Here is a 23,708-nt window from a genome sequence, read left to right on the forward strand (position 1 = left end):
CGCGAAACGCTTCAATGAAGAAGAAGACAAGGGGACCCTTCGACATGGCCGACTTTCAAAAAGTCCTGATAGCCAACCGCGGCGAGATCGCCATCCGCGTGATGCGCGCCGCGAACGAACTGGGCAAACGCACCGTTGCAATCTACGCCGAAGAAGACAAGCTTTCGCTGCACCGCTTCAAGGCGGATGAAGCCTATAAAATCGGCGAGGGCATGGGACCCGTCGCAGCTTACCTCTCCATCGAAGAGATCATCCGCGTCGCCAAACTGGCCGGTGCAGACGCGATCCACCCCGGCTACGGCCTTTTGTCGGAAAACCCCGATTTCGTAGATGCCTGTACTGAGGCGGGCATCACCTTCATCGGCCCCAAAGCCAAGACCATGCGCCAGCTCGGCGACAAAGCCTCCGCGCGCAAGGTTGCGATTGCGGCGGGCGTGCCTGTCATTCCGGCAACCGAAGTTCTGGGCGACGATTTCGATGCAATCCGCAAAGAGGCCGCAGAGATCGGTTTCCCCCTGATGCTCAAAGCCTCCTGGGGCGGCGGCGGGCGCGGGATGCGTCCGATCATGAACACTGAGGAGCTTGAGGAAAAGGTCAAGGAAGGCCGCCGCGAGGCCGAAGCCGCCTTTGGCAATGGCGAAGGTTATCTCGAAAAGATGATCACCAAGGCCCGCCACGTCGAGGTGCAAATCCTTGGCGACACCCATGGCAATATTTACCACCTCTACGAGCGCGACTGTTCCGTGCAGCGCCGCAACCAGAAGGTCGTGGAGCGCGCCCCTGCCCCGTATCTCTCGCCTGCGCAGCGTGAAGAGCTATGTCATCTGGGCAAGCGCATCTGTGAACATGTGAACTACGAATGCGCCGGGACCGTCGAATTCCTGATGGATATGGAAAGCGGCAAGTTCTACTTCATCGAGGTGAACCCCCGCGTGCAGGTGGAGCACACCGTCACCGAGGAAGTGACCGGCATCGACATCGTCCGCGCACAGATCCTGATCGCGGAGGGCAAAAGCCTCACCGAGGCCACCGGGGTCGCCAGCCAATATGACGTGAAACTCGACGGCCACGCGCTTCAATGCCGTGTGACGACCGAAGACCCGACGAACAATTTCATCCCCGACTATGGACGGATCACCACCTATCGCTCCGCGACCGGCATGGGTATTCGCCTTGATGGCGGCACCGCCTACTCCGGCGCTGTGATCACGCGCTATTACGACAGCCTCCTGACCAAAGTGACCGCTTGGGCGCGCACGCCAGAAGCGGCGATTGCCCGGATGGACCGCGCGCTGCGCGAATTCCGTATTCGCGGCGTTCAGACCAATATTGCTTTCGTCGAGAACCTGTTGAAACACCCGGTGTTCCTGTCGAACGAGTACACGACGAAATTCATCGACACGACGCCGGAACTGTTTGATTTCAAACAGCGCCGCGACCGCGCGACGAAAATCCTGACCTATCTCGCCGAGATCACGGTGAACGGCCATCCGGAAACCATTGGCCGCGCCAAGCCCGCTGCCGACGCGCGCAAACCCGTGGTGCCCGCGCTCAAGGCGGAAACTCCGCCCATGGGCACGCGGCAGCTGCTGGATGAGAAAGGCGCTCAGGCCGTTGCGGACTGGATGCTGGATCAGAAAAAACTGCTGATCACAGATACGACGATGCGCGACGGGCACCAATCGCTTCTGGCGACCCGGATGCGCTCCATCGACATGATCAACGCGGCCCCCGCCTACGCGGCGAACCTGTCAGAACTGTTCTCCGTCGAATGCTGGGGCGGCGCGACCTTTGATGTGGCCTATCGCTTCTTGCAGGAATGCCCGTGGCAACGTCTGCGCGACATCCGCGAGCGCATGCCGAATGTGATGACGCAGATGCTTTTGCGCGCCTCGAACGGCGTGGGCTATACGAACTACCCGGACAACGTGGTACAGGAATTCGTGCGCCAAGCCGCCGAGACCGGCGTCGATGTGTTCCGCGTCTTCGACAGCCTCAACTGGGTCGAGAACATGCGCGTCGCGATGGATGCGGTGATCGAGAGCGGCAAGGTCTGCGAAGGCACGATCTGCTACACCGGCGATCTGTTTGATCCGGCGCGCTCGAAATACGATCTGAAATATTACGTCAAAATGGGTCAGGACCTGAAGGCCGCCGGTGCGCATGTACTAGGCCTGAAGGATATGGCGGGCCTGTTGAAACCCGCGCAAGCGCGCCAGCTCATCAAGGCGCTCAAGGAAGAGGTCGGCCTGCCGATCCACTTCCACACCCATGACACCTCAGGTGCCGCCGCAGCCACCATCCTCGCCGCCGCCGACGCGGGCGTCGATGCGGTGGACGCGGCGATGGATGCTTTCTCCGGTGGCACCTCGCAAGCTTGTCTTGGCTCCATCGTCGAAGCCACACGCTTCACCGAACGCGACACCGGCCTCGACATTGCCGCGATCCGCGAGATGTCGAACTACTGGGAAGCCGTGCGCGGCCAGTACTCGGCCTTCGAGAGCGGCCTCCAAGCGCCGGCCTCCGAGGTCTACTTGCACGAAATGCCGGGCGGTCAGTTCACCAACCTCAAGGCGCAGGCCCGTTCGCTCGGGCTTGAGGAGCGCTGGCATGAGGTGGCGCAATGCTATGCCGATGTGAACATGATGTTCGGCGACATCGTCAAAGTGACCCCCTCCTCCAAAGTGGTGGGCGACATGGCACTTATGATGGTGTCTCAAGGTCTCACACGCGATCAGGTCGAGGATCCGAAGGTCGATGTGGCCTTCCCGGACTCGGTCATCGACATGATGCGCGGCAACCTCGGCCAGCCGCCGGGCGGTTTCCCCGACACGATCATCAAGAAAGCACTCGGCAAGGAGAAGCCCAACACCGAACGCCCCGGCCTGCACCTCAAGGCTGCGAATTTCGACGAGCTTCGCGCCGAACTTCAAGCCAAGTTCCCTGACGAGGAGTTCGACGAGGAGGATTTCAACGGCTATCTGATGTATCCAAAGGTGTTCTCCGATTACGTCAGCCGCCACGAGCAATACGGCCCCGTGCGGGTGCTGCCGACGAAGAACTTTTTCTATGGCATGGAAGAAGGCGAAGAGATTTCGGCGACCATCGATCCGGGTGTGACGCTGGAAATCCGCTGTCAGGCGATTTCGGATATTACCGAGACGGGTGAGGTCAAACTGTTCTTCGAACTCAACGGCCAGCCGCGTACCGTGCGCGTCAAAGACCGCTCCGCCGCCGCTTCCGTCGCGGTCAATCCGAAAGCCGAGGTCGGCAACGTCAAACACGTCGGCGCTCCGATGCCAGGCGTCGTGGCGACCGTTGCCGTGGTGCCGGGACAGACCGTGAAGAAAGGCGATGTGCTTTTGACCATCGAAGCGATGAAAATGGAGACCTCCATCACCGCCGATCACGATGGCACGGTCAAAGCGGTCCATGTGATCCCAAGTTCGCAGATCGACGCCAAGGATTTGCTCGTCGAGTTCGAGTAAGACCGCGCGACAGAAGACAGAAAGCCCCGCTGAAGAGCGGGGCTTTTTTCATTCCAAAGGTTTCATGTCTTGCGGGTCAATACCAGAGACGTCAGCCCACCGAACACAAGCGCCCAAAGCGGAGCGCCGATACCTAGGAACGAGATGCCAGATACAGTGGTCATGAAGGTAACGAGGCCAGCTTCGCGCTGATCGGGATCTTTCAAAGCCGCCGTGAGGCTCGAAGAGATCGTATTGAGCAACGCCAGCCCCGCGACCGTGACCACGAGGGCTTTCGGCGCGATGAGGAACAGGCTGATCACAGCCGCCCCCATCAGCCCGACGATGGAATAGAGCACACCCGCGACCACCACCGCCTTGTAGCGCGTGGCCGGATTGTCATCCGCCTCCGGCCCCGCGCAGATTGCCGCCGTGATCGCCGCAAGATTGAAGGCGTAGCCCCCGAAGGGGGCAAGGATAAGAGAGGTCAGCCCCGTGACCGTGATCGAGGCGGAAACTGGCGGCTCATAGCCCGCCGCCTTGAGGGTCACGACACCAGGGACGTTTTGCGAGGTCATGGTCACGATATAAAGCGGTAGACCGACCCCGATGAGCGTCGCGAGGGTGAACTCGGGCATGACGAAGACGGGCTTGGCGATCTCGAAATTCACGTGCTGCGTCGTGTCAAAAGCCCCCGTGAGCGCACAGAAGACGATGCCGACCAAAAGTACCATTGGAATGGCAAACCGCGCGAACCAGCGTCGCCCGGCAAGGTAGGTCGCACACATCAGCCCCACCAGCAGCAGGTTTTCCTGCATTGAGGAAAACACCCCAAGGCCGAAGCGAAAGAGAATACCGGCGAGCATCGCACTGCCCAGCGCATCGGGAATGAAGCGCGAGAGCTTTTCGAACCAGCCCGTTACCCCGGTGAGCGTCAGCAACACCCCACAAAAGACGAAAGCCCCGATTGCCTGCGCCAGCGGCACACCTTCAAGGCTGATCACCAAAAGCGCCGCGCCGGGCGTGGACCATGCGGTGAGGATCGGCATGCGGTAGCGCAGCGACAGGATCAGCCCGCTGATCCCCATGCCGAGGCCCAGCGCCAGCATCCAGCTGTTTGCCTCCGCCTGTGTCGCGCCGAGGACGTCGATGGCCTGAAAGATGATCGCGACACTGCTTGTGTAGCCCAGAAGCACCGCGACGGCGCCAGCGACGATATGGGAGAGTTTCAGTCCGAACATGCGAAACCTCTGCAAAACGAGCGTTTGGATTTGAAGTGCCGCAATTGTGCGTTATAACGGCCAAGACCGCTATAACGCACGGACGCTATAACGCACAATAGGCAATCAGGCGAACCCATGAGTGACGACACGATCCGCATCCACCTGAAATCCGTGCGCACGGCTGCGGGCCTCAGCCTCGCGCAGACGGCGGAGGTGACAGGCGTAAGCAAGGCCATGTTGGGCCAGATCGAACGCGGGGAATCCTCCCCCACTCTGGCGACGCTCTGGAAGATTGCAAAAGGATTTCACCTGCCGCTCACGGCATTCATCGAAGACACGGTGCAAACCACCGGCAGCTACGCCCCGGCGCAGCCCCATCCGAAAAAGCTTGGCGCCAATATCGGCTATCAAACGGTGTTTCCCTTCGATCCCGTGTTCGGTTCGGAAACCTTTCTGATGACGCTAGAGCCGGGACAAAGCCATGTCTCGCAGCCGCATGACCGGGGTGTGGTCGAGGATGTCTTCGTGACCACGGGCGAGATGGAACTCTTGCATGATGGTGCATGGCGGGTTCTGCGCGCGGGCGACGGGCTCCGTTTCCCCGCTGATCAGCCTCATGGCTATCGGAACCAAGGCGACACGATCGCCCAGTTTCACAACACGATCCATTATCCGCGCAGCGCACAGGGTTAAACCGCGACGACGGGTCACGCCTCTTCGCTCGCGCATCGACTGTGCGGCAACACACAATGACTTTTGAATATGTTTGAATAAACTCGCACTATCCGACCGCTTTACGGCGCATGCGAACCTCCTCATTCAAAGACGCAGATATGACTCTCACACTGACCGCTTTCTACGCCGGACTGACCGGCTTGCTTTACCTTTACCTTTCGATCCACGTCATCAAACAGCGCATCGTCCTGCATCAAGGGCTTGGCGATGGCGGCGATGACACGCTCAACCGCCGCATCCGCGCGCATGGCAACTTCAACGAATACGCGCCTCTGACGCTGATTCTGATTGCCGGGTTCGAGGCGATGGGCGCCCCAGCCCTGTTCGTCCATCTCGCCGGGATCGTTCTTGTGGCCTCGCGCGCAATGCATGCTTACGGGATGCAAGGGGGCGACAAGGAGTGGGGCCGCAAATACGGCATCCTGTCGACCTTTGCCCTGCTGCTAGCCTTATCCGTCGCCGACATTCTGATGGCGATTTTCTGAAATCGAAAAAGGGGCCCAACGGCCCCTTTCTTTTAGTTCCGGTAGGCTCTGAGATACTGCCACTCGAAGAACCGCTTGGCCCAGTGGAAGACCCGGCATTTCGGCAGGGTGAGCGCGTGCTTGTAATTGCGGAACACCAGAATGCCCTTGTTCACCGAGTCGACGATGCAGACCAGCTCGGCCTTGAAATTATGGCTTGGCTCCCGCCCCGCCAGTTCATCGCCGATATTGGCAACGGCGGCCTCGGCCTGAAGATCGGCCTGATGCGCCTGTTTCGCGAGCCAGTCCGGCCCCGGATATGAACCGGTATCGCCCACGACATAGGTTTTCGGCCAGCCGACCACCCGACATTTTTCATCCGCCTGAATGAAGCCGCCGGCGCTGCGCGGCAATTCGGTGTTGTCGAGCCACAGAGGACCAGTCAGCCCGGACATGAACAGCACAAGGTCGGCGGGGATTTCCTCGCGCTCCGTCACAATCTTATCCGCCTCGATGCGCTGCGGTTTCGCACCGATATGCACGGAGATGTCACGTTTCCACATCTCACGCAGCAGACCGTCTACCGCTTTCGGCCCGAGACGTTGGCCGGGACGGTCCGAGCCGTTGAAGAAAACGAGTTTGAATTTGTCCCGCCGCCCCTGCTGGCGCAGCATTGTGTCGACTCCGAACAGGAACTCGAACATCGGCCCACCGCGCACCGCCTGCGGCTCTTTCGGGTTGGTGCCGAAACCAAAGGCAATCGTACCGCCCTCCATGTCGCGAATGCGGTCATGGATAAGCTGGCCATTCATGGCGCCTTCGCAGGGGATGATCGCATGTTCCGCCAGCCCCGGCATCTTCTTGAGATAGCGCCCGCCGGTCGCGATGATCAGCACGTCATTCGAAACGGCAATGGTCTCCGCCTCCGTCTCAACATCGACCGTGCGCCCCATCTCGCGCACATTGACCACGCGGCCCTTCAGCCAATCGACCTCTTCGCGGGCAAAGAATTTGCTCAGATCGACATCAATGTCGGACGCGCTCCGAAGCTCCGACGGCATCCAGATCAAACTGGGAAGATAGGTCAGATGATTGTTCGGCGAGACCACGGTGATACGGGCATTCATCTTGGCCTTGCGTATCTCGCGCACGGCGGTCAGCGCGCCGAAGCCACTGCCGAGGATCATGATATGGGTTTTAGGGTTGGTCATGGCACACCTGAGAAAGATTGTCTGGCCGCGCGGCCAGCTTGAAATACGATCGTGATCAGAGCCCGCCTTCCGGCCTCCGTCCTTAATCCACATCAAAGATATATTTAAAAAACAGCATATGTCTCTGCGTCAGGTTGACTATCCCGATCACAGCCGCGTGCATCGCCGATCTGATCGAGAACATACCACACGCCGAAAAGTCCAGTTTTAAGGCATCCGAGAAAAAATCTGCCCGAAGCGCGATTTTCCTCTTGCAGCCCCGGGCGGGATTTCATATCTCACGCCTCACCCGAAGGACGCGGGTGTAGCTCAGGGGTAGAGCGTTACCTTGCCAAGGTAAATGTCGTGAGTTCGAATCTCATCACCCGCTCCAATTCCTTCCGGTTGTGACCGTCACGGTCATGACCAGCCCCAGGAAGGACGTAACCGAACCGACGTCACAGGTTGGCACCCGAGCGGGTGTAGCTCAGGGGTAGAGCGTTACCTTGCCAAGGTAAATGTCGTGAGTTCGAATCTCATCACCCGCTCCAATTACAAAAAAGCCTCCCCTCGGGGAGGCTTTTTGCTTTTGCACAATCCCCCCGCCCATTGGCAAATCCCCTGACACGCGCGTATAAGCGGCATGAAGCGACAAAAGGGATGGCCCATGCGCAAAGCCACAATCAGCCGCCAAACTGCGGAAACCGAGATCACCGTCGAGATCAACCTCGACGGCACTGGCAAATATGACAACCAGACGGGCGTGGGCTTTTTCGACCACATGCTTGACCAGTTGTCGCGCCACTCGCTGATCGACATGACCATCCGCGCGAAGGGCGATTATCACATCGACGATCACCACACGGTCGAAGACACCGGCATCGCGCTGGGTCAGGCTCTGGTAAAAGCCGTCGGCGACAAAAAGGGCATCTACCGCTACGGCCACTTTGCCCTCGCCATGGACGACACGCAGGTCGCCTGCGCGCTCGATCTTTCGGCGCGCCCTTTCCTCGTGTGGAACGTCGAGTTTCCGACCGATAAGATCGGCGCGTTCGACACCGAACTGGTGCGCGAGTTCTTTCAGGCGTTGTCCACCAATGCGGGCCTCACACTGCACATCGACAAGGTGCATGGGATCAATTCCCACCACATCGCCGAGGCGGCCTTCAAATCCGTCGCACGCGCCCTGCGCATGGCGCTTGAGATCGATCCGCGCATGGCAGACAGCCTGCCTTCGACCAAGGGCGCGCTCTGAAGCGCGCCCGCACTGCATAGAGATAAAGACATGCTTACAGCACTCGTCGATTACGACAGCGGCAACCTCCACTCCGCGCATAAAGCCTTTGAACGCATGGCGCGCGAAAGCGGCGCGGGCACCATTGTCGTCACCTCCGAACCGGACGTGGTGGCAAAAGCCGACCGCATCGTCCTTCCGGGCGACGGCGCGTTTCCGTCCTGCAAGAAACAGCTGTTCGATTACACAGGCCTGTTCGAGGCCATCTCCGAGGCCGTCACGGAGAAAGGTCGGCCATTCATGGGCATCTGCATCGGCATGCAGATGATGGCGACCCGTGGCCTCGAATACGAGGAAACGAAAGGGTTTGACTGGATCGGCGGCGAAGTCGTTAAAATCGAGCCCTCCGACCCGAGCCTGAAAGTGCCGCATATGGGGTGGAACAACCTCCACATTGAGGGCGAGCACCCGGTGCTGGACGGTGTGAGCACGGGCGATCACGCCTATTTTGTCCACTCCTACCACTTCAAAGTGGCGGACCCGGCGCATCGTCTGGCCTATGTGAACTACGGCGAAGAGGTCACCGCCATCGTGGCGCGCGACAACATGATCGGCATGCAATTCCACCCGGAGAAAAGCCAACGGGCCGGTCTGCGTATCGTCTCGAATTTCCTCGCTTGGAAACCGTAAGATCTCAAGGCGTTCCCCCGAGAAAAGACAAAGGGGCCCGCAAGAGGCCCCTTTCTCATTTTTGACGCCTGGATTTATTGCACCCGCGTCCAGGTCTGCCCCTTACAGATCGGCCCGACGCAGCCTTTGACCTTCAGCGTATTGCCGGACAGCGTCATCTTCGAGTTGTAGACCTTGCCGGTCGACGGCTGCCAGATCTTGCCATCCTTATAGGACCCACCGCCTGCTGCGACCATGTCCCAAACGATTGGCTTGCCAATGTTCTCGGATTGAACCGGACCGCTTGCATCAAACGCCTTCGCAATGGTGCCGCAAATCTGCGCGCCACAGGGTTTGATCGAAACATAAGCATAATGCCCGTCATCGACCTGCGTCTTCCATGTGCCTTCCACCGGATCGGCAGCAAAGGCAGGCGCTGCCAGCGCCAACGCGGTCACGACCGCAGTCGTAAATCGTTTCATAGTATATCCTCCCTAGATGCCCATATCCTGATCGGGCGAACGACTTTGAAGCAAGACTAACGCAACGGCACATTTCTTCCAAAGCGGGTTTTGCATTTCCCCGGCAATCATGCCAAAGGAAGCGCGACAGTTTCACGACAGGAGCGCCAGCCCATGATCCTCTATCCCGCCATCGACCTGAAAGACGGCAATGCCGTGCGACTTTACAAAGGCGAGATGGAGAAGGCGACGGTGTTCAACGAGAATCCGGCCGCACAAGCGCTTGAATTTGTCGAAGCGGGCTGCGAGTGGTTGCACCTTGTCGATCTCAATGGCGCGTTTGCGGGTGAGCCGGTGAACGCAGCCCCCGTCGAAGAGATTCTCAAACAGTGCAAAGTTCCCGCCCAACTCGGCGGCGGCATTCGCGACATGAAGACCATCGAGATGTGGCTGTCCAAAGGCCTTGAGCGCGTGATCCTCGGCACCGTTGCCGTCGAGAACCCCGATCTGGTCCGCGAAGCCGCGAAAGCCTTCCCCGGCCATGTTGCGGTCGGCATCGACGCCCGCAAAGGCATGGTCGCGACCAAAGGCTGGGCCGAAGAGACCAACGTGAACGCCACCGATCTTGCGAAATCCTTTGAGGACGCGGGCGTCTCGGCCATCATCTACACCGACATCAACCGCGACGGCGCGATGAAGGGCCCCAACATCGAAGAAACCGCAGCCTTGGCCAATGCCGTGTCGATCCCAGTGATCGCAAGCGGCGGCGTGTCGTCGATTGCCGATCTAGAAAACCTCAAAGCCTGCGGTGCCCCGCTCAATGGGGCTATCTCGGGCCGCGCGCTTTACGATGGGGCGATTGATCTGGCGGAAGCGCTCATGGTGATGAAGGCTTGAAGAAAGCCCTCTACACCCTCCTCTCCCTCGGCATCGCGCTCTGCCTTGCCCCGATCCCGGCGCTGATCTGGGTGTCGTGGTTCGCAGAGCGCCATGGCTGTCGCGTGGATGAGGCGGGCGTTTATCCTTGTATCGTGAACGGGCATGACTGGGGTGGCACGCTTGCCGGATTGGGTATGACAGGCTGGCTTTTGCTGTTGACCTTGCCACTCGCGGCTCTTCTGGCCCTTGCACTTGTGATCCTGATCGTGGTCGATCTAATCCGTCGCCCCCGCCGCCGATAGCCCTGCGTCAACATGCTCCTATCTTTGTGCTAGATTTCACCTTTCAGTGAACGCCATCAACATCACCCGAAGAGTACCGATGGCACAGGTTCAACATATCCCCCTCCCCTCGACTTCTCACCTATGGACCAAAGTCCTGCCCGGAGATTTCATCGACGGTTACGCCGTCAATAGCGCTCTGTCGCCGCGTGAGGCCGCGAACATCGGCCTGACTATGCCCGGCTGGGCCGACGCGCTTTTGCGCCTGCGCAATTGGATCGTGAAGCCTCTCGGCCTGAAAACAGAGATCGCCGACAGTGGCGAGGACGCGATGTTTCCGGTGGAATACGAAGGCAAAGACGAGCTCATCATCGGCACCGACGACACCCACCTGAATTTTCGCATTTGCATCCGACAAGACGCGGGGCGTATTCACATGGCGACCTGGGTTCATCGCAACAATGCACTGGGGCGGGCGTATCTGATGATCGTCAAACCGTTTCACGTGCTGATCGTGCGGAACGCCATGCGCCGGATCGCCCGCGCCGCATGAAACGCGCTCTTTCCGTCTTTCTGCTCCTTTGGACGCTGCCCATCGTAACGGCCCTCATGTCTTGGGTGGTGAGCCTGATCACCGGTTGCGGTCTGATCAGCGATATGTTCGAACCGCTGTCTTGCAAAATCGGCGGGAAAGAATGGGGGCTGGCCCTGTACTTCAGCTTCGTCCCCGTGGTTTTCACGTTTCTTATGAGTCCGCTTGCCCTAATTGCCATCTTGTTGCGCCTCTGGCTTGGCCGTCGCACAGCGTCCAAATGATTGCATCGCGCGCGTCGGCGCAGTAAGCCATGGCCGACACTGACGAAAGGCGCGCGCCCCATGCTCAAAACCCGCATCATCCCCTGCCTCGACGTGGCCGATGGCCGTGTGGTGAAAGGCGTGAATTTCGTGGACCTGATCGACGCGGGCGACCCGGTCGAGAGCGCCCGGGCCTATGATGCAGCAGGCGCCGATGAGCTGTGTTTTCTGGACATCCACGCCACCCATGAGAACCGCGGCACGATGTACGACCTTGCGACCCGCACCGCCGAACAGTGCTTTATGCCGCTGACCATCGGTGGCGGTGTGCGGACCACGGAAGATGTGCGTAATCTCCTCCTTGCCGGTGCCGACAAAGTGTCCTTCAACTCGGCGGCGGTGGCCGATCCGGACGTGATCGCCCGCGCGGCAGATCACTTTGGCAGCCAGTGCATCGTCTGTGCGATTGATGCGAAAACCATCGAATGGGACGCCGAGGGCAATCCGACCAAATGGGCGATCTTCACCCACGGGGGCCGTAAAGCCGCGCTCGACAAAGACGGTCATCCAATTGACGCCGTGGAATTCGCCAAGCTGATTGAGAGCAAGGGCGCGGGCGAAATCCTTCTGACCTCGATGGACCGCGACGGCACCCGCGCAGGGTTCAACTTGCCAATGACCCGCACCATTGCAGATGCCGTGAACATTCCGGTCATTGCCTCCGGCGGGGTCGGCAATCTCGACCACCTCGTCGAAGGTGTCACCGAAGGCCACGCGAGCGCCGTGCTCGCCGCCTCCATTTTCCATTTCGGGGATTACACCATTCAGGAGGCCAAAGACTACATGGCCGCCAAGGGTATCCCCATGCGTCTAAATTAATGCGTCTCAACTAAGGAGCTGGCCATGTCCGTTCTGCACGATCTCGAACAGGTCATCCTGTCCCGCAAATCCGCCGATCCGGAAAGCTCCTGGACCGCGGAACTTTTCGCCAAAGGGCCGCAGAAATGCGCCGAGAAATTCGGGGAAGAGGCCGTCGAGGCGATCATCGCCGCCGCCATCGACGACAAGGAAAACCTCACCTACGAGGCCGCCGACGTGCTCTATCACATGCTGGTCATGCTGGCCGCGCGGGATATTCCGCTCGACGATGTGCTGGGTGAACTGGCCCGCCGTCAGGGGCTTTCGGGAATTGCGGAAAAGGCCTCTCGCGGCTGACGCTCCCATCAGCTTCAAAAACGTTTCAAATTCCGCCTCAAAGCCCGAGCCGGGGAATTTCAATGGCCGGACAACGGTCCATCACGACTTCAGCGCCCTGCGCATGGGCCAGAGCGGCGGCTTTGTCATTGATGATGCCAAGCTGCATCCAGACGTATTTCAGCCCCTTGAGATGCTTGAGCGCATCCTCAACCACATGCATCACTTCGTCTGAGCGGCGGAAGATGTCGACCATATCCACAGGTTCGTCGATCTCCTCCATCGAGGCAACGACGGTCTGGCCAAACAAGGTCTTGCCTGCCTGCCCCGGATTGACCGGGATGACCTTGTAGCCGCGTGCGGTAAGGAACGTCCCAACCTGATGTGAGGGGCGTTCGGGGCGCGGAGACGCGCCAACGAGGGCGACCACTTTCGTGTCTCCAAGGATGCGGGCGATATCGATATCTGTCAGCTGATCAACATATGTCATGAGAGAAACCATAGCGCGTTCTGAGAAAGAAAAAAGCCCGGGCACAAGGCCCGGGCAAAGGTATGGAACGAGGGACAGTGAGAACAACGCGCGTGTTCCAAACTGCGCGTTTCACCAGGATAGATAGGTGGTCGTTCTCCATATTGAAGAGTTTGTAAGAAAAACGTGAACGACATGTGAATTCGTCGCACCTTTCTCCCGTCTTCATCAGCCTCGCGTTGCGACTGCATAAAGCGCCACCGCAGCGGCATTCGATACGTTGAGCGACCCGAAATCTCGCGCGAAGGGGATTTTCACAAGCTGATCCACGGTTTCGCGTGTCTTCTGGCGCAGCCCCGGCCCCTCAGCCCCCAGCACAAGCGCCACAGGACGGCCCTTGAGACCGCCAAGCGCCTCATCAATCGTCACCTCAGCTTCGCCGTCGAGCCCCAGGCAGGCAAAGCCCAACTCCTGCAACTTGAGAATCGTCTCGGAGAGGTTGCGCACCCGCAGATAGGGCTGGCGTTCCAATGCCCCGGATGCAGTTTTCGCCAAGGCCCCGGTCTCCGGCGCAGCGTGACGCGCAGTAGCAATCACGGCTTCCGCGCCGAACACTTCGGCAGACCGCAGAATCGCGCCGACGTTATGCGGATCGGTCACTTGGTCCAGAAGCACGACAGAGGGCACGCCCTCCCCCGCCGCCAAACAGACTTCTTCAACAGCCCCCCATTTGAGCGGCTTCACCTCAAGCATGGCCCCTTGGTGCACCGACCCCGGATCAATCGGCACGCCGTGATTGCGCGGATCGTGGAATTTACGCGGATCGATTTCTTCCGGCGCGATCCCGCAGGCGGCAATTTCGGTTTCGAGTTTCGCCATGGCGTTTTTCGTCACCAACAGCCGCAGTTTCTCCCGCGCAGGATTGGCCAGAGCGTCACGCACCGCATGAAGCCCGAAAAGCCACACGGTTTCCTGCGCCGATTTGCGCTTCTGCTGCTCTTTTTCGATGACCCACTTGGGTTTTTTCATGGCTCTGCCGTCCCGGTTTGAATGCTTTCCCCTTCCTGCCGCGCGCAATCTCTAAGTACAAGTCATTTTCCTGTTGACGCCCCCCGAACTCGCTTGTATCCACCCCCCCACACAACGCGGAACGGTCGAGCGAATGAACGACCAAGACTGCGAAAAGTGGGCGACGGGCTGCAAGGTGCGGCAGCGGACTGTAACTCCGCCGAGGAGACTCATGCCTGGTTCGATTCCAGGGTCGCCCACCACTTTTCTCCAGACACTGTATCCGAGAAAGCTGGCGAAGCTTATAAAGCTTATGTCTCGCTCCCTCCCTCTAGGGCAGCCCCCGTCCCATCATCTCAACAAGAGGTCGGCTTCTTCCGCCGCCACCGGTTCGGTATGATTCTCCGCAATGGCTTTTTCACATGCCGACGAATCCCATTTTTTCTCAAAACAACCTTTAGGCGAGCAATTTCAATAAGATACCGACATGCGTGATTATTCCCGCTAAGCCCCTCAATTCATGAATTTTCCCAAAAATGATATGTATACATCCATATGCAAAAATCATGATTTTGACATATTTTCAGGAGGACTTTTCCTTAAATTGCCCTTTTCCCAACGCCTTTCGAACAAAGCGTTCCCTCAAAACCCTCCTCTCAGACGAACCTAAAAACCTCCCCAAATAAAGAACGTACACTATGAATATCTCTGATCTCAAAAACATCTCCGGCTTCATCGGAGCCTGCCTCGTGGATAGCGAAACCGGCCTCATGCTCGCCAGCGAGACAAGCCGCATCCCCTTCGATCTCGAAGCCGCTGCCGCAGCGAACACCGAAGTCGTCCGCGCCAAGAGCAACGCCATGCGCGTGCTTGGGCTGGGGGATGACCATATCGAGGACATCCTCATCACCCTTGGCACACAGCTGCACCTGATCCGTCCGCTGACCTCCGTCCCGACTGTGTTTCTCTACGTCGCGCTTGACCGCTCGAACGCGAATCTTGGCATGGCGCGCCTCAGCCTGAAGAAAGTCGAAGGCACGCTCACCTTCTGATCCTGTTCGGGCAACTGGCACACGCAAGTGCTTGTCGGTTGCCCAAATCGGAGCGCAATGTGCTCCAATCCCTCCTCCACATTTGACATTGGCCGTTCCTTTTAGGAGTTTGCACCAATGTCAAAATTCACAGCCAGACTCAGCGACGACCGCCAGACGTTCATCCTCAGAGGGAACATCTGGTTCAACGAATATCCCGTCTCCCAATTGGACAAATGGCTGAGCTTCTACCGCGACATGAAGGCAACCCACCCAAAGTCGGGCAGTAGCTACGATCCAGCGATCCAGGCTTTGGAAAAACTGCAAGCCAGCTTGACGACGGGTGCCTGAGCTCTGTCGAAAACAAGCCTCATCGTCACCAAACATTTTCACGCTCTCTCAAGATAATCTTCATTCTGACGTGCCATGCTCGGCCCACCCGACTTTTTCGGAGTTGCGCATGACTGATGCTTTGACGCCCCAAGACCTACCTGCCCTTGTGGCTGAAACCTTCTCACATGCGCCGCTGCACACACATCGCGGACGCCTTCAGACTGTTAAAGCGCTAAAGGCACGGGTTGCCGAACTCGAAATAGAGGGCTGGGGACAACAGCAAGCCCAGCTCGAACTGAACAAGCTCATCGCGCGCAATTTTTTATTGCAGGGACTTCCCTGCGACCTTCCGGGTTTCGACGCGGAGAAGACGACTGGGGTCAGCGCATGGGACACCGATCTGCAAGAAGAACGCCTCTCCCCGGATTTCGCCCCGACCATATTTACGCGCAGACCCGGGCTGTTCGGTTGGCTCGCTCAATTCAAGCGCCCGCCAGCCCCGCCCGGCGCGCAGCTCGGCAATCCCTCAGACACCACAACGCCCGAACCGTTCCAACATCTCAGTCGGACCGTACAGTCGTCAGAAGGTATCATCGATTACCACGCAGCGTGGCGATACGATCCCGCCTGCCAGCTTATGCTCAACCTTGCCTGCGGCGGACGTCGGCAGGTTCGATTTGAAACGCGCTGCGACAGTTTCCGGCACGCTTTGGAGCATCTTCACGCCACCTTGGAGAAGCGCGGCATGACATTGGCGCTCATGGCGTTTTCACCCGGCGCGCAATGGGCTGACAGCGCCGCAGACTGCGAAACGCTGAACCTGTCCGATGGCCGTGTGGTGCATGGCTTAGCCCTCAGTGTCGATCCGCCGGAGATCGTCAGTGCCGCGCCGATATCACAAGACCGAAAAGAGGCTTGAACACCGGATCAAAAGCCTCAGACTTGCCAGCAACACCTCTCCCCACAAAGGAACGGGCATGGAACTGCGCAACAAGGAACTCACCTACGAGGGCCCGGGCGGCCCCTTCATTGGCACCCTGCACTGGGACGCCGATCTGGATGGTCCCCGCCCCGGCGTGCTCGTCGCGCATGCTTTCAGCGGGCGCAAACCTTTTGAAGAACAACGCGCTCAGGAACTCGCGGCTCTTGGCTATGTCGGTTTCGCGATCGACTATTACGGAAATGGCTGGAGTTCGAACGATCCGGCGGAGGCCCATGCCGTCAAAGGGAAGCTTGACGCGGATCGCGCAACGCTCGCCGCGCGCATGGTGGCAGCGCTTGAAACCTTGAAGGCGCAGGATTTGGTCGATGCCGAACGCACCGCCGGGATCGGCTATTGCTTTGGCGGCAAGGCAGTGCTCGATCTCGCCCGCGAAGGCGCAGACATCTGCGGCGTCGCATCGTTCCACGGCATTCTAGACCGTGCGGAGAGCGCGCCGGACGTGGACATTTCGTCAGAAGTTCTGGTCCTGCACGGATGGGACGATCCGCTGGCAAAACCCGACAGTGTTTTAACCTTTGCTCAGGAGATGACGGAGCGCGGTGCACGCTGGCAGCTCAACGCCTTTGGGCATACGGGCCACGCTTTCACCAACCCGGCCGCAAAACCGGGGATGCAACCGGGCTTTGGCTATAGCGAGACAGCGAGCGCGCGCGGCTGGAAAACGATGGTCGATTTTCTCGCCGAGATTTTCGGCTGAGCGCGAGTTGCCTACTGAATCTCGATGGCGGCACGCTCATACTGCGTCTGCTCAGACGTGCCGTCGTCGAAGATCACGTTGAGATCGACCGTCTCGATCGTTCCGGGCGGGAAACTCACCAAAATCGCGTCGAGCGTTTCCGCCTTGAGCGCATTGGGTTGGGCCGTGTCGAGATAACAGGGCTCCATCGCGAAAGGCACCATCTCGGCACCGTTCAGCGAATAGAAAATCTCCGTCAACCCACAGCGCCAGCTCAGGAGATTGGTGAAGTAGAGCAGATCCTTGCCATCGTAATTGCGCACCGCGATCCATTGCGGCTTGGTCGCCTGCAAGATCGGCTTCACCTCCGCCGCAGTGGTGAAGTTTTCAGCCTGCGCGGCATGGGCAGCCACAAAAAAAGCAAAAGCCCCCATACCCTTGGTCATACTCGGCAACATCAAAACAATCCTTTTTCTAAGAAGGAATTAGCGCCTTTAGGTCGTCCATAAACCACCCTATAGTCCCCCTAACCTCCCCGGTCCGACAGTTCACCCCAACAGAGTTCGTGCATGACCAGTAAGCCTCAAAACCCTGCCCCGTTCAATGTTGTCGTCATCGGTCAGGATGGGCGCTTGATGTATGAGGCGCTTTTGTTCGCGGCATCGCTTCGTGCGATGGACCCGGACTTCAAGGGCAAACTTTTCATCGCGGAGCCACAGCCCGGCGAAAAATGGACCGATGACCCGCGCATGAAACAGGCCGATCTGTTGGCCGCGCTGAAACGTCTGGGCGCAGAGGTACTTCCTTTTGAGAACCACCATTTCGGACAAAGCTATCCCTATGGCAACAAGATCGAGGCACTTCTGTCGCTGCCCGAAGGCGAGCCCTTTGTGTTCTTTGACAGCGACACGCTGATCACCGGGCCGCTTTCCTCTGTCCCCTTCGATTTCTCCTGCCCCTGCGCCTCCCTCAAGGTCGAGGGCACTTGGCCGCAAATCGAATTGTACGGCCCCGGCTATACGGAAATTTGGAAATCGCTGTACGACCGGTTCGGGTTGGAGTTCGACAGTACGCTCGATCTGGAACAGCCGAACGAATATTGGAAACGCTACCTCTATTTCAACGCGGGATTCTTCTTCTATGAGTGCCCCCGCAAATTCGGCCAGCGCTTCCTCGAATACGCTTTGGAAATCCGGGACAATCCGCCCGAAGCGGCGAGCCTGCAAACCTTTGACCCTTGGCTCGATCAGGTTGCTCTGCCGCTCGTGATCCATTCTTTTGGCGGCGCGCGAAAGACGATCCCGGACGACACGCTCGACGGCGCGATCTCCTGCCACTACCGCACCTTCCCGCTCCTTTTTGCACGCGAGAAGGATCGCGTGGTTGATGTTCTGCGAGAGGTTGCGAAACCGAATTGGATCAAAAAGGTGCTCAAGGAATATGAACCGATCAAGCGGCTCGTGTACCAACCGAAGGGCGACAAAATCCGCGCGATGTTTGATCGCGAGAACCTGCCACGCCGGGAAAAAATGATCCGCAATCAGATCAAGAAAGCCGGGCTTTGGATGCGTTAAGCCCCTCGGGCCTCTGCGCTATAGTCTGACCCGGCAAGGTTTCGCCAGCCGGTCGGGGCTCACCTCAACCTCAGCCCGGTTTCGCTTTGCATGCCCGAGAAGCTGCGTTAGGGTGCCCCGTGACCCCGGGACCAGTCGAGCCAGCATACGGAAATGAAACCGAATTTTGCCCTGAATTTGAGCCATGACGGCATCATGCTTTTGCACCGCGCTTCGCATGGATGGCACATCACGGGGGAAGTCGCGCTTGATGATCCGGATATGGCCGCGAAACTCGCCGAATTGCGCGAACGCGCGACCACCATTTCCACCGCAGGCCTTGCCACCAAGTTGGTGATCCCGGACAGCCAAATCCTGTATCGCGACATCCCCGACCCCGGACCGGACGAACGTGACGCTGCCATTCGAGCCGCTCTGGATGGCGCAACGCCCTACGCTTTGGACGATCTCGTGTGGGACAGCACCGTGGCGGGACAAAGGATCCAGATCGCCGTCTTGGCCCGCGAAACGCTGGACGAAGCGGAAAGCTTTGCGATGGAGCATCGGTTTAATCCCGTGTCCTTCATTGCCATGCCCGCAGACGGCGTATTCGAGGGCGAACCATTTTTCGGCCGTGCGCGCAATGCCGACACTCTGATCGGCGCCGAGAGCGTCATTGAGCCAGACAGCAAGCCCATCGAAATCCTGCCCCAGCGCGCCGTTCCAACAGCGGAACCGCTGATCGCCCCGACGGACACTCTGGCAGAAAACACCGCTGGTTCCACTGAGGAGCCCGAGACCCTGTCGCCTCCTCTCGCGGAGAACGAAACCGCATCAACCGCCCCCGAGGAACAAGACAGCGTTTTGGCGGAGACACCTCCCGCAGAGGCAGACACCGCTCCGGAAGAACAGTCGTCTCCAGCGGAACAGGAAAAGCTCCCACCCGAGAGTTCTGAACCAACAAACGTCCCGACATCGACCTTTCACAGTCGGCGACAGACTGAGAGCGAGACACCGGACGCCAAGGCTGACACAACGACAGCGAAGGCCACGCCGATCCTGTCGGCTCAACCGTCCCGCGTTCTCTCCGCGATTGCCCCCTCCCTTGGCAAAGAGGCCAGTAAACCCGAAGCTGAGACCTCTGACACTGGCGATGTGCCCGGTGCAGACGCGCCTGTAGAGCGGCCACAGCTTTCCGTGACATCTGCCGAACTGCCGATTGAGGAGCTCGAAGAGGCTCCGAAACCCAAAGCGCCACGCCCGGGCAAAGCCGCCCCCCTGCCCGAGCCGCCGCCCATGCCTGCCCCCATCGTCCCCGCGAAAAAGGTGGAGCCGCAAGTTGGCAAGGCGCGCAATGGCGCAGGTGCGTTGGGCAAATTGAAATCTCTGTCTTCGCTCGCTGCGAAATCGGCGGAGAAACCCGCCGCAAAGGTCGCGAGCAAGCCCGTTGCCTCAACGGAAGACATCGTCAAAGCCCCCTTGCCAAAGACCTCATCCGCAGCGGGCGAAGACATGTCGCCCTTGTCGGATCGGGCTGCGGGTCTCGACCGTGTTGAGAACTCCGAGGACGAGGCAGAGGCTCTGACCGTCTTCGGTGCACGTCGCAGGAACCGCGAAGCCCGCAACAAACCCCGCCATTTCGGTCTTAAACTCACCGGCGGTCTGGTCGTACTTTTGCTGTTGGCTGGCCTCGCTGCCGGGTTGCTCCCGGACGGCGACACTTCAGACAGTCCGCCAGTTGTTGAAGACACGCAGAGCAGCTCCATCGTTCCCGCTCCGGGCAGTGAGGAAACCTCAACCGAGAGCACCCTGCTGCCGGAGACCGACACATCGACGGATGAAACCGACGTCGCGCAGTTGGAGACCAACGCCGAAGACGAAGAAGCCGAGCTGACGCCCGAACTTCTCGAACAAGCCACCGTCCCTGCGCCGCCGTCCGAAGAGCTTGCCGAGGATGCGCTCGACACCGAAGCTCTCGCCGCACGGTATGCCGCGACGGGCATCTGGCCGCTGGCCCCAGTTTCCGGGACGGGAGAGAGCGTCGAAGATGATCTGAACGCGCTTTATACAGCGTCCATCGACCACAAGATCGCCTCGCAGGATGCCGTTGCTCTGCCGGAAGCCTCCCGCCATGTCGGCGAGACAGCCCCGCGTGCCGCCCTGCCGCCCGCGCCCTTGGGGACGCGTTACGATTACGATGAGGACGGTTTCATTCGTGCGACGCCTGACGGCACCGTGATGCCCGATGGCGCGGTGGTGTATGCCGGGCGTCCAGCGGCCACCCCGAAACCGCGCCCCGGCAGTGCCGTGGATGAAGCCGTGGAAAGCGCCCTCGCTCCCGCGCGTCAAAATGAAGACAATCCGCAATTTCTTGCCCTTGCCAAGTTTCAGCCGAAGCTGCGACCCGAAAGTTTGGTCGAGAACAACGAAAAGGCCAATCTGGGCGGTCTGACCCGTGCGGAACTTGGTCGGATCAAACCGCAGCCGCGCCCGGCTTCGGCGCAGGAACTGGCGGCTGAAGAGGCGCGGTCCTCCGGTGCTGACCAAGCAGATCGGACTGCCCCTGTCGTGACGGCCTCGCTCATTCCGAAAGCCCGGCCACAGAATTTTGAGAAACTCGCTTCTGCTGCCCGCGCCGCCGAAGCGGCCGCTGCTGCTGCGGCAGATGCCGGGACGACCGCCAGTTCCGCAGCTGAAAAGGTCACAGCGCGCGTTCCTGAGAGCACGCTCCCGAAAAGCGGCCCGGCCAATGTCGCCCGCGCTGCGACGGTCAACAATGCGATCAACTTGCGCAAGCTGAACCTGATGGGGGTCTACGGCTCAAGCTCCGACCGCCGCGCTTTGGTGCGCTTGCCTTCGGGGCGCTTTGCCAAGGTGAAAGTCGGCGACAAGCTCGATGGTGGGCAGGTTCAATCGATTTCCTCGGACAGCCTTACCTATGCGAAACACGGCCGCGCGATCACGCTTGAAATCGGCGGTTGAGTTCTCATCCACCGTCGATTGCGACATGTCTTTTTCGGAATAAGCTCAAAGCGATGCCGGAAAACGACATTCGTCACTTGTCGATGCCTAAGAAGCCTTTATCTCTTTAAGGCGAAACATGACTATGGGCTGAGACCGCCCCTTTGCTCCGATGAAAGGAAGCCTCGCCGATGGAAGGCGCACTGACCCAAGCCGTTATCTATCTTGCAGCTATGGTCGTGGCCGTGCCTCTCGCCCGACGTCTCGGGCTCGGGTCGGTTCTGGGCTATCTCTTAGCCGGGATGGCCATCGGGCCGCTGTTCGGAATGATCCAGCATTCGGAAAGCACCGACCTTATGCACTTTGCCGAATTCGGTGTGGTGATGATGCTCTTCCTGATCGGCCTGGAACTGGACCCGCGCGGCCTTTGGGAGATGCGGCACAAGCTATTGGGCCTCGGTGGGTTGCAGATCACACTCACGACAGCGGCGATTATGGGGCTGGCGATCTGGGCGGGGCAAACCTGGCAAACGGGGCTGGCGCTCGGGATGATCTTGTCCTTGTCCTCCACGGCTGTGGTTTTGCAGACGTTATCAGAAAAGAAGCTGATCCATACCGGCGGAGGTCGAGCAAGTTTCTCTGTCTTGCTCACACAAGATATCGCAGTGATCCCAATGCTGGCACTCATGCCGCTCTTGGCGGTGGGATCACAGCTCAAGCTCAACCCGGATGGCTCGATCAGCCGCGGAGCTGACGCGGCCCATGATGCCGCAACGCATGGCGCCTCTCTCGTGGCCGGCCTCCCCGGCTGGCAGGTCACACTGGTGACGCTGGGCGCTGTGGGCGCGATCATCTTGGCCGGGGTCTTCCTCACCCGCCCCGTGTTTCGCTACATCCATTCCGCCAACATGCGCGAGATTTACACCGCCGTGGCCCTGCTCATCGTCATCGGCATTGCGCTTTTGATGAGTGCCGTGGGCCTGTCCCCCGCGCTCGGCACCTTTCTCGCAGGCGTCGTACTGGCGAACTCGGAATTCCGCCACGAGTTGGAAAGCTCGATTGAACCCTTCAAAGGCCTGCTGCTCGGCCTGTTCTTTATCGCAGTCGGGGCCGGGATCAATTTCACCGTTCTCTTCCACGACCCGTTGACCATCGTCGGCCTGACCGTGGCTCTGATGGTTCTGAAAGGCGTGATCCTATTCGCCATCGGGCTGATCTTCAAACTGCGCAAGCGAGCGCAGTGGCTGTTTACCCTCTCTCTGGCTCAGGCCGGGGAATTCGGCATGGTGCTCACCACCTTCTCACTGCAACAAGGCGTGCTGTCGTCTTATCTCGGCGAGCGCGTGCTTTTGGTCATCGCCTTGTCGCTGATGTTCACGCCGCTGTTCTTCATGCTGCATGATTATCTGCGCACGAAACTGTCGGAACGGGTGGAAGATCAGCCGGAAGACAACATCGATGATCAGCAGAAAATCATCATCGCGGGCATCGGGCGCTTTGGCCAAGTGGTGAACCGGCTGGTGCAGGCCTCCGGCTTTCAAACCACCGTCTTGGATCACGATCTGAAAACCATTCAGCTGATGCGCAAATTCGGGTTCAAAGGCTTCTTTGGCGACCCGACCCGTCCGGAACTCCTGCACGCGGCGGGCATCGATACCGCACGGGTTCTGGTGATCACGCTCGACGACCCGCAAGCCGCCACCCGTCTCGTGAAATACGCACGGTCCCTGCGGCCCGATCTTTTCATCATCGTGCGCGCCCGTGACCGTATCCATGTCTATGAACTCTACAAAGCCGGGGCCGATAAAATCGTGCGCGAGATGTTCGACAGCAGTCTGCGCGCCGGACGGTATGTGCTCGAGGAAATGGGCTTCTCCGAATATGACGCGGCCATGACTGAAAAAGCCTATTACCAACATGATCGCGAAGCTTTGCGGTCTTTGGCGGAACTTTGGGAGCCGAACAAACCCACGTCCGAGAACCCGGCCTATATCGAGCGCTCGAAAACGCTCGACAAGGATTTCGAAGCGGCGCTGCTCACGCAGTTGGAACAGAGCCGCAAGAAAGACAGTGCAGCCTAAA

At 59.3% G+C, this 23,708-nt stretch carries 24 protein-coding genes and 3 tRNA genes; 21 read left to right on the forward strand and 6 right to left on the reverse strand.

Translation table 11 applies throughout. The features are described 5' to 3' along the window. Window positions 1-44 precede the first annotated feature (44 nt). Window positions 45-3,488, forward strand: coding sequence for a pyruvate carboxylase (locus ACYBHZ_RS13790; RefSeq protein WP_460274865.1), 3,444 nt, complete (start codon window positions 45-47; stop codon window positions 3,486-3,488). 62 nt (window positions 3,489-3,550) lie between these two features. On the opposite strand, the gene ACYBHZ_RS13795 is transcribed toward ACYBHZ_RS13790, so the two are convergent. After that, window positions 3,551-4,708 carry a benzoate/H(+) symporter BenE family transporter gene (locus tag ACYBHZ_RS13795; protein WP_460274866.1) on the reverse strand — a complete coding sequence of 386 codons (1,158 nt, stop codon included), beginning with the start codon at window positions 4,706-4,708 and terminating at the stop codon, window positions 3,551-3,553. Between the two features lie 117 nt (window positions 4,709-4,825). On the opposite strand from ACYBHZ_RS13795, the gene ACYBHZ_RS13800 reads away from it, so the two are divergent. Beyond that, window positions 4,826-5,383 (forward strand): helix-turn-helix domain-containing protein, encoded by a 558-nt coding sequence (locus ACYBHZ_RS13800; RefSeq protein WP_460274867.1) that lies wholly within the window; start codon window positions 4,826-4,828, stop codon window positions 5,381-5,383. 140 nt (window positions 5,384-5,523) lie between these two features. Beyond that, window positions 5,524-5,910, forward strand: a complete 387-nt coding sequence (locus ACYBHZ_RS13805) for an MAPEG family protein (protein ID WP_460274868.1) — start codon at window positions 5,524-5,526, stop codon at window positions 5,908-5,910. Window positions 5,911-5,942: 32 nt separating this feature from the next. Here the strand turns inward: ACYBHZ_RS13805 and ACYBHZ_RS13810 are convergent, their stop codons facing one another. Next, on the reverse strand, window positions 5,943-7,100 hold the full coding sequence (locus ACYBHZ_RS13810; RefSeq protein WP_460274869.1) for an NAD(P)/FAD-dependent oxidoreductase: 1,158 nt from the start codon (window positions 7,098-7,100) through the stop codon (window positions 5,943-5,945). A gap of 298 nt (window positions 7,101-7,398) precedes the next feature. Between ACYBHZ_RS13810 and ACYBHZ_RS13815 the strand changes: the two genes are divergently transcribed. The 4 genes from ACYBHZ_RS13815 to hisH all read left to right on the forward strand — a co-directional run bounded on the left by ACYBHZ_RS13815 (window position 7,399) and on the right by hisH (window position 9,003). Beyond that, window positions 7,399-7,473, forward strand: a tRNA-Gly gene (locus tag ACYBHZ_RS13815). Between the two features lie 82 nt (window positions 7,474-7,555). Next, window positions 7,556-7,630: transfer RNA gene (locus ACYBHZ_RS13820), tRNA-Gly, on the forward strand. 116 nt (window positions 7,631-7,746) lie between these two features. Continuing rightward, a complete protein-coding gene (hisB, locus tag ACYBHZ_RS13825; RefSeq protein ID WP_460274870.1) occupies window positions 7,747-8,334 on the forward strand; it encodes an imidazoleglycerol-phosphate dehydratase HisB in 588 nt (195 codons plus the stop codon). A gap of 30 nt (window positions 8,335-8,364) precedes the next feature. After that, the gene (gene hisH, locus ACYBHZ_RS13830; RefSeq protein ID WP_460274871.1) at window positions 8,365-9,003 is read left to right on the forward strand and encodes an imidazole glycerol phosphate synthase subunit HisH; all 639 of its coding nucleotides are present in this window, start codon (window positions 8,365-8,367) and stop codon (window positions 9,001-9,003) included. Window positions 9,004-9,077: 74 nt separating this feature from the next. On the opposite strand, the gene ACYBHZ_RS13835 is transcribed toward hisH, so the two are convergent. Then, the gene (locus ACYBHZ_RS13835; RefSeq protein WP_460274872.1) at window positions 9,078-9,464 is read right to left on the reverse strand and encodes a DUF2147 domain-containing protein; all 387 of its coding nucleotides are present in this window, start codon (window positions 9,462-9,464) and stop codon (window positions 9,078-9,080) included. Window positions 9,465-9,617: 153 nt separating this feature from the next. On the opposite strand from ACYBHZ_RS13835, the gene hisA reads away from it, so the two are divergent. From hisA to ACYBHZ_RS13865, 6 genes are all read left to right on the forward strand, one after another. Further along, a complete protein-coding gene (hisA, locus tag ACYBHZ_RS13840; protein ID WP_460274873.1) occupies window positions 9,618-10,340 on the forward strand; it encodes a 1-(5-phosphoribosyl)-5-[(5-phosphoribosylamino)methylideneamino]imidazole-4-carboxamide isomerase in 723 nt (240 codons plus the stop codon). Continuing rightward, window positions 10,337-10,624, forward strand: coding sequence for a hypothetical protein (locus ACYBHZ_RS13845; RefSeq protein ID WP_460274874.1), 288 nt, complete (start codon window positions 10,337-10,339; stop codon window positions 10,622-10,624). The genes hisA and ACYBHZ_RS13845 overlap by 4 nt, the downstream gene beginning before the upstream one ends. 79 nt (window positions 10,625-10,703) lie before the next feature. After that, the gene (locus ACYBHZ_RS13850) at window positions 10,704-11,156 is read left to right on the forward strand and encodes a DUF2867 domain-containing protein (RefSeq protein ID WP_460274875.1); all 453 of its coding nucleotides are present in this window, start codon (window positions 10,704-10,706) and stop codon (window positions 11,154-11,156) included. Beyond that, window positions 11,153-11,419: a hypothetical protein gene (locus ACYBHZ_RS13855; RefSeq protein WP_460274876.1), complete on the forward strand. Its 267-nt coding sequence runs from the start codon at window positions 11,153-11,155 to the stop codon at window positions 11,417-11,419. The genes ACYBHZ_RS13850 and ACYBHZ_RS13855 overlap by 4 nt, the downstream gene beginning before the upstream one ends. 60 nt (window positions 11,420-11,479) lie before the next feature. Further along, complete coding sequence (gene hisF, locus ACYBHZ_RS13860; RefSeq protein ID WP_460274877.1) at window positions 11,480-12,277, forward strand: imidazole glycerol phosphate synthase subunit HisF; 798 nt, start codon at window positions 11,480-11,482, stop codon at window positions 12,275-12,277. A 24-nt stretch (window positions 12,278-12,301) separates the two neighbouring features. After that, window positions 12,302-12,613, forward strand: coding sequence for a phosphoribosyl-ATP diphosphatase (locus tag ACYBHZ_RS13865; RefSeq protein WP_460274878.1), 312 nt, complete (start codon window positions 12,302-12,304; stop codon window positions 12,611-12,613). A 37-nt stretch (window positions 12,614-12,650) separates the two neighbouring features. Here ACYBHZ_RS13865 and ACYBHZ_RS13870 read toward each other — a convergent pair whose 3' ends face one another. Both ACYBHZ_RS13870 and rlmB read right to left on the reverse strand, forming a co-directional pair. Then, window positions 12,651-13,082, reverse strand: a complete 432-nt coding sequence (locus tag ACYBHZ_RS13870) for a CoA-binding protein (protein WP_460274879.1) — start codon at window positions 13,080-13,082, stop codon at window positions 12,651-12,653. 207 nt (window positions 13,083-13,289) lie between these two features. Beyond that, a complete protein-coding gene (gene rlmB / locus ACYBHZ_RS13875) occupies window positions 13,290-14,090 on the reverse strand; it encodes a 23S rRNA (guanosine(2251)-2'-O)-methyltransferase RlmB (RefSeq protein ID WP_460274880.1) in 801 nt (266 codons plus the stop codon). A 158-nt stretch (window positions 14,091-14,248) separates the two neighbouring features. Between rlmB and ACYBHZ_RS13880 the strand changes: the two genes are divergently transcribed. The 5 genes from ACYBHZ_RS13880 (at window position 14,249) to ACYBHZ_RS13900 (ending at window position 17,133) form a co-directional block, all read left to right on the forward strand. Next, window positions 14,249-14,332 (forward strand) — tRNA-Tyr (locus tag ACYBHZ_RS13880). 435 nt (window positions 14,333-14,767) lie between these two features. Further along, window positions 14,768-15,121, forward strand: a complete 354-nt coding sequence (locus tag ACYBHZ_RS13885; RefSeq protein WP_460274881.1) for a roadblock/LC7 domain-containing protein — start codon at window positions 14,768-14,770, stop codon at window positions 15,119-15,121. A gap of 117 nt (window positions 15,122-15,238) precedes the next feature. Further along, complete coding sequence (locus ACYBHZ_RS13890) at window positions 15,239-15,451, forward strand: hypothetical protein (RefSeq protein WP_460274882.1); 213 nt, start codon at window positions 15,239-15,241, stop codon at window positions 15,449-15,451. Between the two features lie 109 nt (window positions 15,452-15,560). Further along, window positions 15,561-16,352: a hypothetical protein gene (locus ACYBHZ_RS13895; protein WP_460274883.1), complete on the forward strand. Its 792-nt coding sequence runs from the start codon at window positions 15,561-15,563 to the stop codon at window positions 16,350-16,352. 58 nt (window positions 16,353-16,410) lie between these two features. Beyond that, the gene (locus ACYBHZ_RS13900; RefSeq protein ID WP_460274884.1) at window positions 16,411-17,133 is read left to right on the forward strand and encodes a dienelactone hydrolase family protein; all 723 of its coding nucleotides are present in this window, start codon (window positions 16,411-16,413) and stop codon (window positions 17,131-17,133) included. 11 nt (window positions 17,134-17,144) lie between these two features. Here the strand turns inward: ACYBHZ_RS13900 and ACYBHZ_RS13905 are convergent, their stop codons facing one another. Further along, window positions 17,145-17,570 carry a hypothetical protein gene (locus tag ACYBHZ_RS13905; protein WP_460274885.1) on the reverse strand — a complete coding sequence of 142 codons (426 nt, stop codon included), beginning with the start codon at window positions 17,568-17,570 and terminating at the stop codon, window positions 17,145-17,147. Window positions 17,571-17,681: 111 nt separating this feature from the next. Here ACYBHZ_RS13905 and ACYBHZ_RS13910 point away from each other — a divergent pair, with 111 nt between their 5' ends. The 3 genes from ACYBHZ_RS13910 to ACYBHZ_RS13920 all read left to right on the forward strand — a co-directional run bounded on the left by ACYBHZ_RS13910 (window position 17,682) and on the right by ACYBHZ_RS13920 (window position 23,707). Further along, entirely contained in the window at window positions 17,682-18,686 is a 1,005-nt protein-coding gene (locus ACYBHZ_RS13910; RefSeq protein WP_460274886.1) for a hypothetical protein, read from the forward strand. A gap of 153 nt (window positions 18,687-18,839) precedes the next feature. Next, the gene (locus ACYBHZ_RS13915) at window positions 18,840-21,647 is read left to right on the forward strand and encodes a hypothetical protein (RefSeq protein WP_460274887.1); all 2,808 of its coding nucleotides are present in this window, start codon (window positions 18,840-18,842) and stop codon (window positions 21,645-21,647) included. Between the two features lie 170 nt (window positions 21,648-21,817). Further along, entirely contained in the window at window positions 21,818-23,707 is a 1,890-nt protein-coding gene (locus ACYBHZ_RS13920) for a monovalent cation:proton antiporter-2 (CPA2) family protein (protein ID WP_460274888.1), read from the forward strand. Window position 23,708 lies beyond the last annotated feature (1 nt).

It is taken from the genome of Celeribacter sp. ULVN23_4, from assembly GCF_054788345.1.

Bases quoted from the DNA above. Each gene is read 5' to 3' on its own strand.
- ACYBHZ_RS13790 (WP_460274865.1), top strand. From the start codon at position 45: ATGGCCGACTTTCAAAAAGTCCTGATAGCCAACCGCGGCGAGATCGCC.
- ACYBHZ_RS13795 (WP_460274866.1), bottom strand. From the start codon at position 4,708: ATGTTCGGACTGAAACTCTCCCATATCGTCGCTGGCGCCGTCGCGGTG.
- ACYBHZ_RS13800 (WP_460274867.1), top strand. From the start codon at position 4,826: ATGAGTGACGACACGATCCGCATCCACCTGAAATCCGTGCGCACGGCT.
- ACYBHZ_RS13805 (WP_460274868.1), top strand. From the start codon at position 5,524: ATGACTCTCACACTGACCGCTTTCTACGCCGGACTGACCGGCTTGCTT.
- ACYBHZ_RS13810 (WP_460274869.1), bottom strand. From the start codon at position 7,100: ATGACCAACCCTAAAACCCATATCATGATCCTCGGCAGTGGCTTCGGC.
- hisB (WP_460274870.1), top strand. From the start codon at position 7,747: ATGCGCAAAGCCACAATCAGCCGCCAAACTGCGGAAACCGAGATCACC.
- hisH (WP_460274871.1), top strand. From the start codon at position 8,365: ATGCTTACAGCACTCGTCGATTACGACAGCGGCAACCTCCACTCCGCG.
- ACYBHZ_RS13835 (WP_460274872.1), bottom strand. From the start codon at position 9,464: ATGAAACGATTTACGACTGCGGTCGTGACCGCGTTGGCGCTGGCAGCG.
- hisA (WP_460274873.1), top strand. From the start codon at position 9,618: ATGATCCTCTATCCCGCCATCGACCTGAAAGACGGCAATGCCGTGCGA.
- ACYBHZ_RS13850 (WP_460274875.1), top strand. From the start codon at position 10,704: ATGGCACAGGTTCAACATATCCCCCTCCCCTCGACTTCTCACCTATGG.
- ACYBHZ_RS13855 (WP_460274876.1), top strand. From the start codon at position 11,153: ATGAAACGCGCTCTTTCCGTCTTTCTGCTCCTTTGGACGCTGCCCATC.
- hisF (WP_460274877.1), top strand. From the start codon at position 11,480: ATGCTCAAAACCCGCATCATCCCCTGCCTCGACGTGGCCGATGGCCGT.
- ACYBHZ_RS13865 (WP_460274878.1), top strand. From the start codon at position 12,302: ATGTCCGTTCTGCACGATCTCGAACAGGTCATCCTGTCCCGCAAATCC.
- ACYBHZ_RS13870 (WP_460274879.1), bottom strand. From the start codon at position 13,082: ATGACATATGTTGATCAGCTGACAGATATCGATATCGCCCGCATCCTT.
- rlmB (WP_460274880.1), bottom strand. From the start codon at position 14,090: ATGAAAAAACCCAAGTGGGTCATCGAAAAAGAGCAGCAGAAGCGCAAA.
- ACYBHZ_RS13885 (WP_460274881.1), top strand. From the start codon at position 14,768: ATGAATATCTCTGATCTCAAAAACATCTCCGGCTTCATCGGAGCCTGC.
- ACYBHZ_RS13890 (WP_460274882.1), top strand. From the start codon at position 15,239: ATGTCAAAATTCACAGCCAGACTCAGCGACGACCGCCAGACGTTCATC.
- ACYBHZ_RS13895 (WP_460274883.1), top strand. From the start codon at position 15,561: ATGACTGATGCTTTGACGCCCCAAGACCTACCTGCCCTTGTGGCTGAA.
- ACYBHZ_RS13900 (WP_460274884.1), top strand. From the start codon at position 16,411: ATGGAACTGCGCAACAAGGAACTCACCTACGAGGGCCCGGGCGGCCCC.
- ACYBHZ_RS13905 (WP_460274885.1), bottom strand. From the start codon at position 17,570: ATGTTGCCGAGTATGACCAAGGGTATGGGGGCTTTTGCTTTTTTTGTG.
- ACYBHZ_RS13910 (WP_460274886.1), top strand. From the start codon at position 17,682: ATGACCAGTAAGCCTCAAAACCCTGCCCCGTTCAATGTTGTCGTCATC.
- ACYBHZ_RS13915 (WP_460274887.1), top strand. From the start codon at position 18,840: ATGAAACCGAATTTTGCCCTGAATTTGAGCCATGACGGCATCATGCTT.
- ACYBHZ_RS13920 (WP_460274888.1), top strand. From the start codon at position 21,818: ATGGAAGGCGCACTGACCCAAGCCGTTATCTATCTTGCAGCTATGGTC.